The organism is Rhizobium sp. WYCCWR 11146 (assembly GCF_013591995.1).
Lineage (GTDB): Bacteria > Pseudomonadota > Alphaproteobacteria > Rhizobiales > Rhizobiaceae > Rhizobium > Rhizobium indicum.
Map to the genome: position 1 here is coordinate 316,479 of NZ_JACCEY010000023.1, position 17,488 is coordinate 333,966.

The window sequence follows — 17,488 nt, forward strand, 5'->3', positions numbered from 1 at the left end:
GCTGAAGAACTCCTAAAGCAGTGTTCCTTGTTCGGCTTCGTCAGCCACTTGTACGTCCGCGTCGCCACGGCGGCGAAGTTCCGTCTCCGCGCTGAAGCGGACGTCAGCATCCCGATCGCGAGCGAACGCCTGCAATACCGCAATATCCAGCCGATCCCAGCTTTTGCCACGCTCGTGGCCTGAAGTTACTCGTGGCAAGAGGCCCGGCTCGCTGCTCCATTTCACCAATTGCTCGAAGTTGGATTCATTCAACATGTCCCGCAAATGGTGTGCGGTTACGTACGCATCGGGCATTGCGCGGTGGGCGGGAAGGCCAATCGCGTGCACCAGTCCCTCCGGTAAACGCAGATATCGAAGCAGCTGGTTGGAGAACCTCGGCAGTTGAGGCCACAGCCGAAGCGCGCATTTCCACGTACATATCCAGGCCGCTCCGCCCGTAAATCTGGGGGTGCAGTAGCGTTGCTCGAAACTTGCCCTATGTGCAGCCAGTGCGATCACTCCACCTTCCGGCCGTAAGACGCTGGAGGCGATTTCTTTCCAAAAAGGTGCCGTCGCGACCTCCGCGTCCAAGATGTGATGTATTGCCATCGTCTCAGGAGAGATCGGTCGCCCGGGATTTACAAGCAATGATCCGCGCTCATCATCAACCCGCCATCCCCCATCATGGCCAAGCACGACGTCCTGCCATCCGATCTCGCAAACATCATTCACGCCATTCCCGGCTGTTTCGAGGTCAACGACCCGGATGCGAGATTTATGATCTACAGGGTTTGATAGGATCCCACTGCTCTCAATCAACATATTTAGTTATTTCGACCCGATGCCGTAAAAGTCCAGATATCACTCGGACATGATGCGACAGGCTGCTAACGATTGTCGACATGGTCGACGTGCTTAACCTGAGCGACATGGCTAAAAGAGGCCTGCTCCGCCACTAGCACCGATCATTTTGGAGAATTTTCCCAATGTTCCGTAAAATAACCGGGGCCACTTACCAGGCCCAGGAGATCGGACTTTACGCGACGGCGTCTCGCCTGTATTGCAGCACCACTTCAAATCGCCTGCCGACTTGTTGGTTTTCGCGCTTTGAGCAACAAAAAGGGCGCTCCCCGGAAACGGGTTGAGCGCCCTATAACTTTCCTCCATTGCAATCGTGTCTCGACGTAGCTCGCATATCGCCCGGGTCTCACACAAACTCTATCAATGACTGAATTGCGGTTTAGGACCGAGGCCAGCGCCTGGGACTTGGATGCCCGTCAATCAAACCCGGCGGCAACGCGTGATTTTCGCGGACAAAAAAAGAGGGCCGACGGAGAACCGCGGCCCATTAATTGTGAAGGTATAAACCTCCAGAGGGGAACAGCTGAAACGACGGAACTGGGAGGAAAGCCGTCGTGTTGCATCAGCTGTGATCACCATGCTCCTTTTTTGACCGGTTGGAAAACATTTTTTGTGCAATGCAGCTATGCAACAGCGGATCATCCAGCCGAAGTGGTCCGTGGAGGATGGCATCTTGAAGGCTCTCGCCGCGACCTCTTGAACTCTTTAGAAGGCGTCGATCCGGAGCCGGACTAGGCCACAGAGAAACGAGCCATCCAATGATGAAGAGGCCATGCGTGAGGAGGCGATGCCTTTGATCGGGTTCGGCGATTTCGCTTGATTTTACTCGGCGTCGTCGTTCGCCTTTGGGAACAGTTGCAGCACATTTGACCCACTCGGGTGCGCGAGAGCGCGCGCCTTTGGGCGCCGCGAGTTGTTTTCTCCAGCCTTTTGGATAGCTGAAACCAGACCTTCCCGCTGGCGATAATAATCTGGCTTGGCAGGCAGGGTGAGGTCAAACTCTTCGAGCATACGCTCAATAATGTCCATCGCTTCAGCCGCCAGACCAGCATAACCTTCTTGGCGTCGCTCGAAGAAGCCATCGTATCCGGGCTTGGAAAGGTCGAGACTATCCAACGCATAAGAAAGGGTCTTCACTCGGTTCGACAACCACAAAATTTCTTCTGAAAGCTCGGTACTAAAAAGTCCCCAGTTCGCGTCGTGCGGAAGTGCAAGGGTTGGATCGCGAACGTGAAACGCGAATTCGCCTTCATCCATAGGATTGAACTCGGGCATGTCGTGAACGGCCGCGTAGCTGGCTCCGACAAAATCGTCTAGGGCCAGCACCGTCAGCATCGCTAGGTTTCTAACCTCGGCTTTCGGGCGTCGGTTGATCCTAGACTTCGCAAGTCGAATGACGATGGGAAGCAAGGAGCCAGCGGCTAAACCGCCAGCGCCGATGAACGCTCCTATTACCATGATGCCTTGAGTGGTTTCGAAGAACTGCGTCAATAGTCACCTCGTTGAATGGGAGCTGCGAGTTGCGTCAAGAAGCACGCACAGACGGAATCAGCGCTTTCCGTCCCAGTTTGCCTTGAACTTAATTGATAGGGAACTCCGTTCCCGCCGTATGGCGCCATTGAGCAACCTGACGGCATCATCGTCTCCGGCGACCTCAGTTCCTTTGACGCCTTGGCAATGACCTCTCGGTGCAACTTTCGAATTGAAACATCAAGTGATATCGGCTGGCCTGTCTTTCAAGGACCTAATCGAGAACCGGCGATAGTGGTAAGATTTCTCTCAACCATTTTGCGTCATCCTCCAGTTCCCTTCTGAAGCTAATCGACGAGATCTCAATGGCCACGGACCTTGACCGCAGTTTTCAAATGCCCCGACGCGACGAGCTTGGCCTCTTCACGATTAGCAACGGTTCCGGCCTGTCGATATCGGCCTTGCCGAACGGCACCCTGTTTGCCATCGAATACGCCGACGACAAGGGATCGGTGCAGATCAACCAGATCCAGGGCTCGCCGCTCGCCGGCGGCGTCGGTCGCCTTTATCTGCGCATCGGCGGGGCCGCGCCCGAGGTGGTGGAGCTTGTCGGGCCTCGCGCTAACGGCAGCTTCGGGCACGATGCGACGAGCCTCTCCTGGAGCGGCAAAACAGGTGATATCGGCTACAATGTCCGCCTCGCGCTTCATCCCTCCGAAACGGCCTGGTTCTGGCGTGCCTCCATCCGGCATCTGAAGGATGGGACGCTGCCGGTCGATCTGGTGCTGATCCAGGACGTCGGTCTCGGCGATCGCGGCTTCCTGATGAACAGCGAAGCCTATGCATCGCAATATGTCGATCATCATATCGCCGATCACGAGACATTCGGCCCTGTCGTGATGAACCGGCAAAATCTCAAGCAGTCGGGCGCCCGCAACCCCTGGCTCGCGCAGGGCTGTGTCGATGGGGCGGCTGCCTATGCCACGGATGCGATCCAGATGGTGCAGGCGAGCGACCGCGTCGACGACTTGCTGGTCGGCCCTTTCGGCACCAGCCTGCCGAGCAAACGGCGGCAGCAGGAGACGGCATGCCCCGCCATTCAGTCGAAATCGCTTCCTGTGCCGGCGACCGGCGCGACCACGACCTTCTTTGCCGTGTTCGCCGCTGATCATCCCGAGGCGTCGAGCGATGCCGACCTTTCACGGCTTGACGAGCTCGCGGCCACAGACAGTGCGGTCTCCGATATCGAGGAGGCCACGCCGGTCCGCAGCCTGCTGCAGGATGCGGCCCTGCTGAAGGCCGAGGCGCTGGATAAAAAGGCGATCGGCAAGCTCTATCCGGAGCGGAGCCTGGAAGAGCGCGTCGACGGAAAGCTTCTTTCGTTTTTCGTGCCGGACGGCGTTCTGAACCGTCATGTGGTCCTGCGCGACAAGGAGTTGATGGTGGCGCGCCGTCACGGCGCCATCGTCCGCAGCGGCCAGAATATGCTGCTCGATGATGCGACGCTTGCCGCGACCTGCTGGATGCAAGGCATTTTCGCCGCCCAGTTGACGATCGGCAATACGTCTTTCCACAAGCTCTTTTCCGTCTCCCGAGACCCCTACAATCTGACCCGCGCCAGCGGGCTGCGCATCATGGCGGATGTCGGCGCCGGCTGGCAGCTTCTGGCAGTGCCGTCGGCTTTCGAAATGGGGCTCAGCGATTGCCGCTGGATCTATCGTTGCACGGAACGCACGATCATCGTGTCGGCGGTCGCCTCCGGCGAAGATGCGGCTATGCAGTGGACCGTGTGCGTCGAGGGCAAGCCGTGCCGCTTCCTGGTGTTCGGCCACGTCGTGCTTGGCGAGCGCGAATATGACGCGGGCGGGCAGATCGAATTCGACACGTCAGGCAAACGCATTCTTTTCCGGCCGGACCCCACCTGGCTCTGGGGCGAGCGTTATCCCGATGCCGGCTATTGGCTGGTGAGTTCGACGCCCGATGCGATCGAGGAGATCGGCGGCGACGAGCTGCTCTATAGCGACGGGGTAACACGCAACGGCGCCTTCGTCGCGCTCCGATCCCGGCCGACACAGGCGCTCTCTTTCGCCGTCGTCGGCTCGATGACCGACGCGGCGGAAGCCGAGCGGCTGGCGCAACGTTATGAGGCCGGCGTCACCGATGAAGCCATGCTTGCACCGGCATCAACATTCTGGCGGAACACCGTGCGCGGCCTGACGATCGCCGGCACGTCGCCTGATCTTGCCGCGCAGACAGCCCTGCTGCCCTGGCTGGCGCATGATGCGATCGTGCATCTGAGCGTACCGCACGGCCTCGAGCAATATACCGGTGCGGCCTGGGGCACACGCGACGCCTGCCAGGGGCCGATCGAATTTCTGCTCGCCTACGAGCATGACCGGGAAGCCAAGGAAGTGCTGAAAACCGTCTTCAGCGAACAATACCTGGAAAAGGGAGACTGGCCGCAATGGTTCATGCTGGAGCCCTATGCCAACATCCGGGCGGGCGATAGTCACGGCGACATCGTCGTCTGGCCGCTAAAGGCGCTCTGCGATTACATCGAAGCGACCGGCGATCTCGCCATCCTCCACGAGAAAGTCTCCTGGCGCGACGAAAAGACGATGGCCCGGGCGCCGGAGCTCGACACCATCGCGATCCATGTCGAGAAGCTGCTTGATACCGTTCGCGAAGCGTTCATCCCCGGAACGCATCTGATCCGCTATGGCGAGGGAGACTGGAACGACTCGCTGCAGCCGGCCGATCCGCATCTGCGCGACTGGATGGTCAGCAGTTGGACCGTTTCCCTGCTCTATGAGCAGATCGTCCGGTATTCCGCGATCCTCCGCCGCCTCGGCCATGGCGGCAAGGCCAAGGGCTTGAGGAAGATCGCAACCGCGATGCGCCGGGATTTCAACCGCCATCTCGTGCGCGACGGCGTCGTTGCCGGCTATGGCATCTTCGATCCCAGCCATGACGGCGTTGAATTGCTGCTGCATCCGAGCGACCGGCGCACCGGCCTGCATTTTTCGCTGATCTCGATGACGCAGGCGATGCTCGGCGGCCTCTTCACGCCGGTTCAAAGACGCGATCATATGAAGCTGATCGAAGAGCATCTGCTCTTCCCCGACGGGGTGCGGCTGATGGAAAAGCCCGCGACCTATGCCGGCGGGCCCGAGACGCTGTTTCGCCGGGCCGAATCCTCCTCCTTCTTCGGCCGCGAGATCGGGCTGATGTATGTCCATGCGCATCTGCGCTACTGCGAGACGTTGGCGCTCGATGCCGAGGCGGAGGACCTCTGGAAGGCGATCGCCGTCGTCAATCCGATTTCTGTCACATCAGCGCTGCCGCATGCATCGCTGCGCCAGCGCAACACCTATTTCAGCAGCAGCGACGCGGCTTTCCATGACCGTTATCAGGCAGCGGCCGAATGGGAACGCGTCAAGGCGGGAGAGATCGCCGTCGACGGCGGATGGCGGATCTATTCAAGCGGCCCCGGGCTCTACACCAGGAGCTTCGTCGAAAATATCCTCGGCTTCAAACGGCGCTTTGGCCGGCGCAAACGCAAACCGCTTCTTCCCGCGGTCCACGCCTCTGTCGATCTGCAAACCGACCAAGCCGCTTGGCGGCGGCTGATGAAGCCGAAGCCCGAGGCGTAACAGTCCAGGACGAGGCGCTGTCTATGCGGTAGCGTCGCGCAGCTCCTCGAAGCGCGCGGCGCTCTTCGATAGGTGGCTTCGGATGGCGCGGCGCGCAGCAAGCTCGTCACGGTCGCGGATCGCCGCGAATATGGCATGGTGTTCCCTGCGCATGCGCGCCGCATGGCGCTTGCGCTCGGCTGATGTCATCTTGTCCAAGCGCGCCCATTGCCGCGGCACCATGATGTTGCCGAACGTGTCGAAGAGGCGACCGTAATAGGAGTTTTGCGTCGCGACCAGAATGGATCTGTGGAAGGCATAATCCTCTTGCGCGCCGTATCCACCCTCCTCGAGCGCCTTGTCGAGGGCGTCGAGACGATCCTGCATGCGCTCGATATCTTCCTGCGTGCGCCGCATCGCGGCAAGACCGGCGGCTTCGTATTCGACCCCCATGCGCAGCTCCAGCACGCGCAAAACCTCGTCGATCGACTGCAGGTCGTTGGGAATGATGGAGAAGGATCTGGGCGTCGGATCGTTCGAGACGAAAGCCCCAAGGCCTTGCCGCGTGGTGATCAGCCCCTTCGCGCGCAGCGCGGCGAGCGCTTCGCGGACGATCGTCCGGCTGACGCCGGTTGCCGTCATGATCGCCTGTTCGGTCGGCAGGCGTTGGCCGGGCTTCAGGTCGCCGGACTCGATTTGTGCCGTCAACATATCGGCAAGGTTGCTGCGCAGGTTGGGCGCCTGCTGAATGGTGGTAAAAACCGCGTTGTCCTTATCTGCCATCCTGTTTCGAAATCCCGGTGTCGAGACGGCTGCGCCGACCCGTTTCCTGTTCGCATTCCGCATCCACACCAATGCGGTGGGCAGCGGTGCTAAAGCGCGTCGCGATCTTTCAGATTAGCTCCCCCACTTTAGGTCTTTGTTTTTACACATGTCGTTACCGCAAAACCGCATCACACTTTTGCGCGACATGTTTCAGGCCTGATCGGTTGGTGAGACCGATCAGCGCGCCAGCCAACCGCCATCGACGGGCAGCACCGTTCCATGCACGTAGTCGGATGCCGACGATGCCAGGAATACGGCCGCACCGCCGAGTTCGGACGGCGTTCCCCAGCGCCCGGCCGGGATGCGGGCAAGGATGGCGGCATTGCGGTCGGCATCCTCGCGCAGCGCCGTGGTGTTGTTGGTCACGAAATAGCCTGGGGCGATGGCGTTGACGTTGACGCCCTTGCCGGCCCATTCGCAGGCCAGCAGCTTGGTCAGTCCGGCGAGGCCGCTTTTCGAGGCGGTATAAGACGGAATCCGGATGCCGCCCTGGAAGGAGAGCAGCGAGGCGATGTTGATGATCTTGCCCCTGCCCTTGTCGACCATGTGGCGGCCGGCGGCCTGCGACAGGAAGAAGGCGGTCTTCAGGTTGACGTCGATCACCGCGTCCCAGTCTTCCTCGGTGAAGTCGAGCGCATCGGCGCGGCGGATGATGCCGGCATTGTTGACGAGGATGTCGAGACCGCCGAAGGTCTGGATGGTCTCTGTGACGATCCCCTTGACCGGCTCGATGCTGGCAAGATCGGCCTTGACGACATGGAAGCGGCTTCCCGCTTCCTTCACCAGCGCTTCGGTTTCGTCCATCGAGGAGCGTCCGACGGCGACGATCGACGCACCGGCCTCTGCCAACGCTGCCGCGATGGCTTGGCCGAGCCCTGTATTGGCGCCGGTGACGACGGCAACCCGGCCGGAAAGGTCGAAGGGATTTGCCACGATGTTCACCTCAGATCCGCAATGGCGATATGGTCCATGTCGGTGAAGCTCTTATTGTCGCCGGCCATCGCCCAGATGAAGCTGTAGTTCTTGGTGCCGGCGCCCGAATGGATCGACCAGGGCGGCGAGATGACTGCCTGTTCGTTGGCGACAAGCATATGCCGGGTCTGCTGCGGCTCGCCCATGAAGTGGAAGACACGCTGCTCCGCTTCCAGATCGAAATAGAGATAGGCTTCCATGCGGCGGTCATGCGTATGGGCAGGCATGGTGTTCCAGACGCTGCCCGGCTCGATCATGGTGAAGCCCAGCGTGAGTTGGCACGACTGGCAGACATCAGGATGGATGAACTGATAGATCGACCGCTTGTTGGCCGTCGCGGCTTCGCCCGGCGTCAGGTGACGGGCCTTTTCGCGGGTGAGCAACACGGTCGGGTGCGTTTGATGCGCTGGCGTCGAGACCAGATAGAACTTTGCCGGATTGGCCGCATCCGCGCTCTCGAACCTGATGTCCTTGGCACCCTTGCCGACATAGAGGCAATCATATTTGGCAAGATCGTAGTTCGTGCCGTCGACGATGATGCGGCCGGCACCACCGATGTTCAGGGCGCCGAGTTCACGCTCGGCAAGGAAGGTTTCCTGTCCGATCGCCGTCGGCGCCGTCAGCGTCAGCCCGGGGGCGAGCGGCGTCGCGCCGCCGATGACCATTCGGTCGTAATGCGAATAGGTGAGCCGGATCTCGCCGCTCGCGAAGACGGTTTCCACCAGAAAGTGACGCCGCAGCGTCTCCGTGTCGAAATCACGCACGGCCTCGGGATGGGAGGCGTGCCTCACGTCGATCTGCATGTCAATTTTCCTTCCGCTTCATTGTCGCTACGGGTCGTCGCTGTTGCGGGAGCCGGTCTTGTCGGCCTCTTCCGCTGCGGCGGTATCCATCCGGTTACATAGTTGTACGACAAGTTTGGTGTCAACAGGTTTGTCGGTGCTCGCTTGAGGAGACGCAAGGCCCGCAAGAGCACGAAAGAAAATCTGGGAATAGACAGGAATTTCTGGAGATGATGACGCCATCATCCAAGCCATGGGTCGCAAGCGGCCGTTCTTGGCGCGATCCGGCAGGGCTATCGGCCAAAACGAAAAAGCCTGCCGCGGGAGGAGGTGCGGCAGGCTTTCGTAAAAAACCGAACGACAGCTGGGAGGAGGAGTGCTGTCATTCCACAGACGACCCTGGGAGGAGGATGGGGCGCCTGTATATCAAAGGGATGCGGGAGGAGGTGCATCGCTTCGATAGAAATAATCATACTTATTTTTTGCTCAGTTGATAGGCACTTCTTTGCAGGGCAGCTATGCGTTATGCGAAAAGCGGGAGGCTCGATCACATGGTCCATCTGCCGGAAGCACAAAAGCAAAGCGCCCGCTCGGGAGGAAGCAGGCGCTGGCATAGTCTTTGAAGATGCTTGGTCTAAGCTGCCGTTAGCGGGCGATGGCTGCGCGGGCGACGTTGCGGATTTCGCTGCGGCCGATGCCGAGGTCGTCCAGTTCGCGTGCGGACATACGACCCAGTTCAGCGACCGTCTGACGGTACTTGCGCCAGTTATTAAAAGAGCGTGCTACGTTCATGATGATCCCCTTTCGTGGGCTTTCGAAGCTTAGCTGCCAGTCCTTGGCGCTTCGTTCGCTTCGATGAGTTGTATATAGTATGAGACTGCTGATTATTGCAGCGCCAATGCATCACTGCACCTATGCGGCGCTTGCATGGGTCGCCATATCTAGTAGCCAATCAGTATCCGAACCGCTTCGCGGTCAGGGTTTGAAGCGATCGAAGGCTGTCAGCCGCACGATCGGCGGCTCCGCCTCGGCCCAGCGGTAAATATCCGAGCGCAGATAGGAGAGCTCGTCGTCGAGATCCTCTTCGCCGACTTCGATCCACCAGGACTTCAGGCGACCGTCGCTGCCGTCCGACCAGCGATAACCCCTCGCCTTCAGATGATCCTTCATCTCGAACGGGCTGTGTTCGGCAAAGATACGGATGCGCGAGCGCTGGCTGGCGCGGTAAAGCTCGGTGAACGGGCTTTCACCGTCGCGCTGCTCTCGATCGAGGATTTCCAGCAGTGCGTGGCAGTCGTCGACGGCGCGATGGCCTTCGTGGAAATATCCGGCCTGGCCGACGAGATAGCCGAGCTTCGTACCCTCGAAGCCGCGGGCGCTCCAATCGATCTCCGAAACGGAGCATGCCCAGGCCTTGCCGGTGAAAATCGTCGAAAAGGCCTCGCAGAACGGCCGGTCGAAACCGGCATTGTGGGCAATGATCAGATCCGCCGGCTCGATCAGACTACGCAGCGATTGGATATCGATGAGCTGTCCTTCGACCATCGCATCGGTGATACCAGTCAGCCGGGTGATCTCCGGCGGGATCGGCCGGGACGGCTGTTGCAGGCCGCCGTAAATGCCGACGATATCGCCGATCGCGCCGTCATCGTCGAAGGTAAAGGCGACGGCGCCGATTTCGATGATCTCGTCGCTACGGTGTTTGAGGCCTGTGGTCTCCGTATCGAGAATGACGCCGAGCCGCGAAAACCCCGGCTGCCTGACTGACGCAATCGGCCGGGCGGCCAGTTTTCTCAAGATGCGATAGTTGCCGCTCTCTTCGAGCGCCCGCGCCATGTCTTCATCGGAGTGAACGACCGGCTGCGATGGCCGCCGGTGCAATGGACCGCGCGCCTTGGCCATCGCGGGCGATGCCTTGGCAAACATGTCGAGTTGCGAATCTCTATGCACGCTCATCGAATCTATATGTCACGGAGACGCGATTGAATCCATCACTCGCGCCGGGCGCTGTGGAGTATCCCCACCTGCCGCCCTCTCCGGCGGGAAGCTCAGCCGGCAGACCGCGCCGGGACTGCGGTTGTCGATCGTCACCTCGCCGCCGTGCAAACGCAGGATGTCGCGAACCAGATTGAGGCCGAGGCCGGCGCCGCGTCCGTCGTGATGGCGCTTGAAGAATGGTTCGAATATGCGATCCCGCATATCGGCGGGGACGCCCGGTCCCTCGTCCCTGACCTCGATCCAGTTGCAGCCTGAAGTCAGCGAGATGGTGCCTTTCCTGCCACCGTGGTTGATTGCGTTCTGCAGTATGTTCATCAGGGCGCGCTGCAACGCCAGAGGATCGCCCTCGATCTCGCCGGCTCCGTCGACATCGAACTGCACCATATAGCCCGCGGCAAAGGCCAGCGGCGCCATCTCGATGATGACCTTCCTCGCCAGCTGACCGAGATCGACCTTGGTGAACTGGACCTTGCCCTGTTTCAGTCGCTGAAGATCGAGCATCTGCTCGGTGAGTACGGCGAGCCTTGCTGCATCTTCCAAGAGGTCGGTCTTGATCGAACTGTGCGGCAGGGATCCAATTCTCGTATTCAGAATGGCGATCGGCGTGCGCAGCTCATGGGCGGCGTCGGTCAGAAACCGTTCCTGCCGCTCATAACCCTCGTCGAGACGGCCGAGCGCGCGATTGACGGCGTGCACCAGCGGCGCGATCTCTTCGGGAGTATCGTTTTCCGACAGCCGGCCGCCACGCTGGTCGACATCGATCGTATCGGCCTGGAGCGCGGCCTGGTCGATCCCGACCAGCGACCTTCGCACGACGAGCGGCGTCGCGATCAACGCACCCAACGCCATCACTGCGACGATGGGAATAACAATTTTTACAAGGACCAGCGAAAGCTTGAGCAGGATGAAGGAGGACGAGTTGGGGCCGTCGGTGCCCGTCAGAAACTGCACCTGTCCCCAATCCGTCGCAATCCACATCATCCGGGCAGCCGGACGGTCGTGGTCGCCGAGGTTCGCGCCGAACTTGGCCTGGCCGATATGATCGAGCGTGTTGCCGATTGAGGCATATTCTTCCGGAATCCGGCCCTCGGTCAAAACATGTCCCTGCATGTCGCGAATAGTGTACCAGAGATCGGGCGCGTCCTTGCGCAGCTGTCGCAGATCCTCGGTCTCCCTCAGGCTCAACTCACCGGTGGGCTGGCGGAAAACCGCCTGGCGCAGGATCTCAATCGTGCCCTCCGTCGACCTGAATTCGGATATCTTGCCAACCGAAATCAGCACGATCATCACCAGGATGAGCACGACCGATTGCACGGCAAGAAGCCGCCAGAACAGGCGCTTGCGCAGCGAATAGGAGCATCGTTTGTTCATGATGCTTCACGCAGGAGATAACCCACGCCCCGGATAACGTTGATGACCACGCCTGCTTGCGATGCTGCCAGCTTACGCCGCAACCGCGATATGTGGGAATCGAGCGCGTTCGACTGGATCTCGTCGTCGAAGCCGAAGACTGCTTCCATCAAGGCCGGTCGCGGCACCATGCGACCGGCACGGCGCATGAGGCATTCGAGCACCAGCGCCTCCCGGCGCGGCATTTCAAGACGCAAGCCGGAAACGATGATGTCGCAATAGGTCGGATCGAACGAAAGACGGCCGATCGAGATCAGCGCCGGGCGCAAGGTTTCGGAGCGGCGCATCACGGCGCGCAGCCGCGCCAGAAGTTCGTCGAAGACGAAGGGCTTGGCGAGGTAATCGTCGGCGCCGGTCTCAAGGCCGGTGATCCTGTCTGGAACCTCTCCCTTGGCGGTGATGACGATGATCGGCAGCGTCAGCCCCTTCTTGCGGATCTTCGGAATGAGTTCGAGGCCATCGCCATCCGGCAGTTGCCGATCCAGAAGGACGGCGTCGTAGGCGCCGTCGCCGATCACCAGCTCGGCGTCGCCTAGGGTCGAAACGTGATCCATCACCATGTCGTGCCTGGTGAGCGCCCCCCGGAGCGCCACGGCCATTTGAGGTTCATCCTCGATCAGTAATATGCGCATCTCACATTCCTGTCGTGGGGCCCATCGGAGGCCACTATCGGGGTCCATAAGTGGAAACCATATCACCCTCGAGCAAGTCTGCGATGCCTGTCGCGCATCGAACGCCGGATTGCCGCCTCGTAGCGAAGGATCATAGCCGTCATCATGCGCGGCGTTGCTCGATCAATATCATTGGCTGGTACCTGCGGCTGATCCGGTAGACGGCGGCCGGCGGGAGATTGCGCAACGTCCAGCCGATCCTCGTGGCGACAAGGCCGAGGGAGTCGAGAATTTCGACGGGCACCGGGCATTTCGGCCCGTAGGTGAACTGATAGAAGGCACCGTATGGCCTGAGGTTGGAAAAGCAGCCCTCGAGCAGCGCCCGCACATCGTCGGGCCGCATGGCAAGAAGCGGAAGCCCGCTGACGACGCCGCCGAAGAAGCTTCCAGAAAGCGCCGTCTTCCAGATCTGCCGGACGTCCAGCCGCAGCACCCTGGCATCGGGAAAGCGGCCTTGAAGCAGCGTGGCGAAATCCCGCTCGTATTCGACCAGCGTCAGATCGCGCTCTGCAATGCCGCGTTCCAAAAGGGCTGCGGTGAAAACACCGGTGCCCGGGCCGAGCTCGAGGACCGTCCCGGTCAGCGCAGAAATTTCCTTGGTCATCAGGCGCGCAAGGCGGGGACCTGACGGCGTGATCGAGGCGATGCGCAGCGGCGCGCGAAGCCAGGCGAGAAAAAAGCGTCGTCGATCGAAACGTGGCATGGGACCTTCACATTGGCAGATTGATCCCACCTATGAACCCGCCCAACATTGCAACAGTCTGTCAAATCGCCGCCAATGCAGTTCTTCATGCCAGGGACGAGACCTTCCGGTGCGCTGTTCTGAGCCCCTTTCGGTCGATCCAGCTTTTGATTTCGGCGGCAATCGCCTCGGGCTGGTCCTCGGGGGCAATGTGGCGCGCCGGCCCGCAAGCCCTGATCTCCAGGCCTGCGATGTTGTCGCGACACCACGAAATCATCTCGCTGCCGATCAACAGCGTTTCGGAAGGCCCGTCGAAGGTTAGCAGCAGCTTGGGAACCTCAGGACTGTCGGAAAGCCAGTGGTCATAGGCCTCGATCCTGGCGACCACATCGGCCGGCTCGCCGTTGATCGGCATGGCGCGCGGCCATTCCAGCAGCGGGCGCCGGCTGTTACGGTCCGGATAGGGTGCGCGGTAGACATCCCAGTCGAAATCGCTGAGCCCTTTCAGCGTGGTCGCGCGCAAGGCCTGTTCGATGAAGAAATTTTCGTCGAGGACCTTGGCCTCGCCGGTTCCTGCACCCCGCAACAGTTCATAACGCGCCTTTCCGCCGCCCGGCAGATCCTCCCAGCTCATCGGCCGCAGGATGGTTTCCAGGAAGACGATTCCCCGCACCCGCTCGGCGTGGCGCGAGGCCCAGTCGAATGCCAGCGCGCCGCCCCAGTCGTGGCCGACGAGCACGACGTCGTCGAGGTCAAGCGCATCGAACCAGGCGTCGAGATAGGCGATGTGATCGCCATAGCGATAGCCGATATCGGGTTTGCCGGAGCGTCCCATGCCGATGAGATCGGGCGCCAGGCAGTGGCCGGGCCCGATGCCGGGCATGATGTTCCGCCAGAGATGCGATGAGGTGGGATTGCCGTGAAGGAAGACGATCGAGTCGCCCTCCCCCAGTTCCTCGTAGGAGATGAATGAGGTGAGGATATCGATGGTCGGCATATGGAGCTCCACGCTTTCGTGCTATATAGGCAGGTGACTGTCCATTTATCATATAGACAGGTAGCTGTCTATATTGCTGCGCGGGGTTTCATGTCGTCGTCTTCCCTTGGCCTGTTGTTGCGTCTGGTCCATCAGCATTGGACACAGGCCGTCGAAGCGGCACTCGATGAGGCCGGCTATGGTGATATCCGCCCGCCGCATGCCAATGTCTTCACTTTCGCGCGGCCGGAGGGCATCCAGGTCAGCGAGCTGACCAAGCTCGCCCGTGTTCGCAAGCAGACGATGACGCAGGCCGTGGAAGAACTCGAGCGCCTGGGTTATGTCGAGCGGCGGCCCGATCCGAATGACCGGCGCGGCCGGCTGGTGTTTCTGACGGAAAAAGGCCAGGGGGTCAGGCCGATAGCGATGGCGGCGGGCCGGCGCGTCGATGAAAGCTGGGCGGCCTTGACCAGCCAGCAGCAGATGGACGATTTGCGAACAGCACTCCGGCGGCTGCTGGAGCAACTGCAATAGCAAGGCGGGTTGGCATGAGAGCGACCTTTGCACCTAACCGTCGCGCGACCGAAGGAGAATGCATGCCTGGTGACAACAACAAAGGTGCCGACGAGGATGTCGTTATCATCGGCGCCGGCGCCGCCGGCATTGCCGCCGCCCGTCGCCTGCAGGCAATCCGCCCGGATCTTTCCATCCTCCTGCTTGAAGCCGGCGATCGTCTCGGCGGTCGCGCTTGGACGGCTAGCTTGCCTGAAGCTGCCGATATCGGGCTCGATCTCGGCTGCGGCTGGCTGCATGGCGCGCGGACCAATGCCTGGACTGCGATCGCCGGCGAGGTCGGACTGACGGTCGACCACACGCCTGCGCCCTGGAACGATGGCGGACGGCGGCTTCAGCGGGATGACGCGGAGGCGCGTGCGGCAAGGCAGGCGATCGGCGCCTACTTCGAGCGCCTCGAGAGCCACGAGGGGAATGATGCAGCCATGGCCGATATGCTCGAGCCCAGAAATCCCTGGAACGGCCAGATCCGGGCGGTCGGCACCTATATCACCGGCGCCGAACTGGAGCGGTCGTCGGTCGTCGACTACAACAGATACGATCCCGGCCCTGGCCCTGACTGGCGGGTGCGCGAGGGTTATGGAACGCTGGTCTCGCTTTACGGCAAGCCGGTTCGGGCAAGGCTCGGCACCGAGGTCACGCGCATCGACCATCGTCATGCCGGCCACGTCGGCGTCGAGACGAACCAGGGTGTGCTCAGTGCCCGCGCGGTGCTGGTGACCGTTTCGACGAATGTGCTTGCCGCCGGCAAGATCGCCTTCGACCCGCCTTTGCCCGACAAGATCGAGGCGGCAGCCCGTTTACCTCTAGGGCTCGCCGACAAGCTGTTCTTGAGGCTCGCAAATCAGGAGGCGCTGCCGGCGGATACGCATATGTTGGGCTCTACCCGTCGCGGCGCGACCGGCACCTATCAGCTCAGGCCGTTTGGCGCTCCCGTCGTCGAGGCCTATTTCGCTGGCGACCTTGCGCATGATCTGGAGGGGCAAGGCAGAGAGGCTGCCTTCTCCTTCGCTGGAGATGAACTGGCGGCACATTTTGGCGCGGACATCCGCAAGGAGCTATCAGTCGCCGCAATGTCGGCTTGGGCAGCGGCGCCGCATATCGGCGGCTCCTATTCCTACGCCGAACCCGGCGCCTCCGATCAACGCGGCCGTCTCGCCGCGCCGCATGACGAGCGGATCTTCTTTGCCGGCGAAGCCTGTTCGAAGTCGCGTTATTCGACGGCGCACGGCGCCTACGAGACCGGTGTCGCCGCAGCCGATCTGATCGCCGGCTCGTTTTCGTAAAATCCGTGATCGTCGCCGGCTGCGGCGGCAGGCGGGAATATTTTTTTCTCACTTGTCGCGCGGGCGGGATTGGTTATGCTGCCCTCGCCTCTGTGCTCCCAGCTCAGGGCGCTATACGTCATCCGGCGGCAAGCGGCCGCCTCAAGCACAATATTGTCATTGTCATTGATTGCAGGAGCCCCGGCTTCTACCCCGACGTTTGCACGTCGGCTGCGGGTATCCGCATGAGGAGGAAGAATGGATTATCGCAAGCTCGGTCCCAGCGGGACCGTCGTCACCGCCTATTGCCTCGGCACCATGACCTTCGGCGCGGAGGCCGATGAGGCCGCCTCGCACAAGCTGCTCGACGATTATTTCGCCTGGGGCGGCAATTTCATCGATACCGCCGATGTCTATAGCGCCGGCAAGTCGGAAGAGATCATCGGACGCTGGCTGAAGGCGCGCCCGACCGAGGCCCGCCAGGCGATCGTCGCCACCAAGGGGCGCTTTCCGATGGGCAACGGACCCAACGATATCGGCCTGTCGCGCCGGCATCTTGGCCAGGCTCTCGACGATTCGCTCCGCCGCCTCGGCCTCGAGCAGATCGACCTCTACCAGATGCATGCCTGGGACGCGCTGACGCCGATCGAGGAAACGCTGCGTTTCCTCGACGATGCGGTTACCTCCGGCAAGATCGGCTATTACGGCTTCTCCAATTATGTCGGCTGGCACATCGCCAAGGCCTCGGAGATCGCCAAGGCGCGCGGCTATACCCGCCCTGTGACGCTGCAGCCGCAATATAACCTGCTGGTGCGCGACATCGAGCTCGAGATCGTCGCTGCCTGTCAGGATGCCGGCATGGGTCTGTTGCCGTGGTCGCCGCTCGGCGGCGGCTGGCTGACCGGCAAGTACAAGCGCGACGAGATGCCGACGGGCGCCACCCGCCTCGGCGAAAACCCCAATCGCGGCGGCGAGTCCTATGCGCCGCGCAATGCGATGGAGAGAACCTGGGCGATCATCGCTGTCGTCGAGGAGATCGCCAAGGCGCATGGCGTCAGCATGGCGCAGGTGGCGCTCGCCTGGACGGCGGCGCAGCCGGCAATCACGTCCGTGATCCTCGGCGCCCGCACGCCGGAACAGCTCGCCGACAATCTCGGTGCCATGAAGCTCAAACTCTCCGACGACGAGATGGCGCGGTTGAACGAGGTGAGTGCGCCCCAGCCTTTCGACTATCCCTACGGCAAAGGCGGCATCAACCAGCGCCACCGCAAGATCGAGGGCGGCCGCTGAGCCTTCCGTCTGCAACCGGATGAGTCGTCTCGCCCGGTCTGCAACCGCCAATGAAAAAGCCGCCATGTTTCCATGGCGGCTTTTCGGCCCTTCTGCTTGGGA

15 protein-coding genes are annotated in these 17,488 nt (G+C 61.2%); 4 read left to right on the top strand and 11 right to left on the bottom strand.

Going from position 1 to position 17,488, the window contains the following annotated elements; all coding sequences use genetic code 11:
- Positions 1–12: 12 nt before the first annotated feature.
- Complete coding sequence (locus HX899_RS19065; protein ID WP_181293073.1) at positions 13–801, bottom strand: DNA polymerase III subunit epsilon; 789 nt, start codon at positions 799–801, stop codon at positions 13–15.
- Between the two features lie 861 nt (positions 802–1,662).
- Entirely contained in the window at positions 1,663–2,331 is a 669-nt protein-coding gene (locus HX899_RS19070; RefSeq protein WP_181293074.1) for a hypothetical protein, read from the bottom strand.
- Positions 2,332–2,675: 344 nt separating this feature from the next.
- Between HX899_RS19070 and HX899_RS19075 the strand changes: the two genes are divergently transcribed.
- Positions 2,676–5,963 carry a cellobiose phosphorylase gene (locus HX899_RS19075; RefSeq protein ID WP_181293075.1) on the top strand — a complete coding sequence of 1,096 codons (3,288 nt, stop codon included), beginning with the start codon at positions 2,676–2,678 and terminating at the stop codon, positions 5,961–5,963.
- 21 nt (positions 5,964–5,984) lie between these two features.
- Here the strand turns inward: HX899_RS19075 and HX899_RS19080 are convergent, their stop codons facing one another.
- The 9 genes from HX899_RS19080 to HX899_RS19120 all read right to left on the bottom strand — a co-directional run bounded on the left by HX899_RS19080 (position 5,985) and on the right by HX899_RS19120 (position 14,279).
- A complete protein-coding gene (locus HX899_RS19080; protein WP_181293076.1) occupies positions 5,985–6,725 on the bottom strand; it encodes a FadR/GntR family transcriptional regulator in 741 nt (246 codons plus the stop codon).
- A gap of 219 nt (positions 6,726–6,944) precedes the next feature.
- The gene (gene kduD / locus HX899_RS19085; protein ID WP_281426076.1) at positions 6,945–7,709 is read right to left on the bottom strand and encodes a 2-dehydro-3-deoxy-D-gluconate 5-dehydrogenase KduD; all 765 of its coding nucleotides are present in this window, start codon (positions 7,707–7,709) and stop codon (positions 6,945–6,947) included.
- Complete coding sequence (gene kduI / locus HX899_RS19090; protein WP_138331454.1) at positions 7,706–8,542, bottom strand: 5-dehydro-4-deoxy-D-glucuronate isomerase; 837 nt, start codon at positions 8,540–8,542, stop codon at positions 7,706–7,708. Before kduI ends, kduD begins: the two co-directional genes overlap by 4 nt.
- 624 nt (positions 8,543–9,166) lie before the next feature.
- Positions 9,167–9,313 carry a DUF1127 domain-containing protein gene (locus HX899_RS19095; RefSeq protein WP_003548073.1) on the bottom strand — a complete coding sequence of 49 codons (147 nt, stop codon included), beginning with the start codon at positions 9,311–9,313 and terminating at the stop codon, positions 9,167–9,169.
- A 183-nt stretch (positions 9,314–9,496) separates the two neighbouring features.
- Entirely contained in the window at positions 9,497–10,477 is a 981-nt protein-coding gene (locus HX899_RS19100; protein ID WP_171597979.1) for a 3'-5' exonuclease, read from the bottom strand.
- A 12-nt stretch (positions 10,478–10,489) separates the two neighbouring features.
- Complete coding sequence (locus HX899_RS19105; RefSeq protein WP_138331456.1) at positions 10,490–11,890, bottom strand: HAMP domain-containing sensor histidine kinase; 1,401 nt, start codon at positions 11,888–11,890, stop codon at positions 10,490–10,492.
- A complete protein-coding gene (locus tag HX899_RS19110; RefSeq protein ID WP_138389599.1) occupies positions 11,887–12,561 on the bottom strand; it encodes a response regulator transcription factor in 675 nt (224 codons plus the stop codon). The genes HX899_RS19105 and HX899_RS19110 overlap by 4 nt, the downstream gene beginning before the upstream one ends.
- A gap of 142 nt (positions 12,562–12,703) precedes the next feature.
- Entirely contained in the window at positions 12,704–13,303 is a 600-nt protein-coding gene (locus HX899_RS19115; protein ID WP_181293077.1) for a class I SAM-dependent methyltransferase, read from the bottom strand.
- Between the two features lie 85 nt (positions 13,304–13,388).
- On the bottom strand, positions 13,389–14,279 hold the full coding sequence (locus tag HX899_RS19120) for a haloalkane dehalogenase (RefSeq protein WP_181293078.1): 891 nt from the start codon (positions 14,277–14,279) through the stop codon (positions 13,389–13,391).
- Between HX899_RS19120 and HX899_RS19125 the strand changes: the two genes are divergently transcribed.
- The 3 genes from HX899_RS19125 to HX899_RS19135 all read left to right on the top strand — a co-directional run bounded on the left by HX899_RS19125 (position 14,280) and on the right by HX899_RS19135 (position 17,386).
- Positions 14,280–14,792, top strand: a complete 513-nt coding sequence (locus HX899_RS19125; protein ID WP_181293079.1) for a MarR family winged helix-turn-helix transcriptional regulator — start codon at positions 14,280–14,282, stop codon at positions 14,790–14,792.
- Between the two features lie 62 nt (positions 14,793–14,854).
- Positions 14,855–16,117, top strand: coding sequence for an NAD(P)/FAD-dependent oxidoreductase (locus HX899_RS19130; protein ID WP_181293080.1), 1,263 nt, complete (start codon positions 14,855–14,857; stop codon positions 16,115–16,117).
- 237 nt (positions 16,118–16,354) lie between these two features.
- Positions 16,355–17,386, top strand: a complete 1,032-nt coding sequence (locus HX899_RS19135; protein WP_138389594.1) for an aldo/keto reductase — start codon at positions 16,355–16,357, stop codon at positions 17,384–17,386.
- The last annotated feature ends 102 nt before the right edge of the window (positions 17,387–17,488 follow it).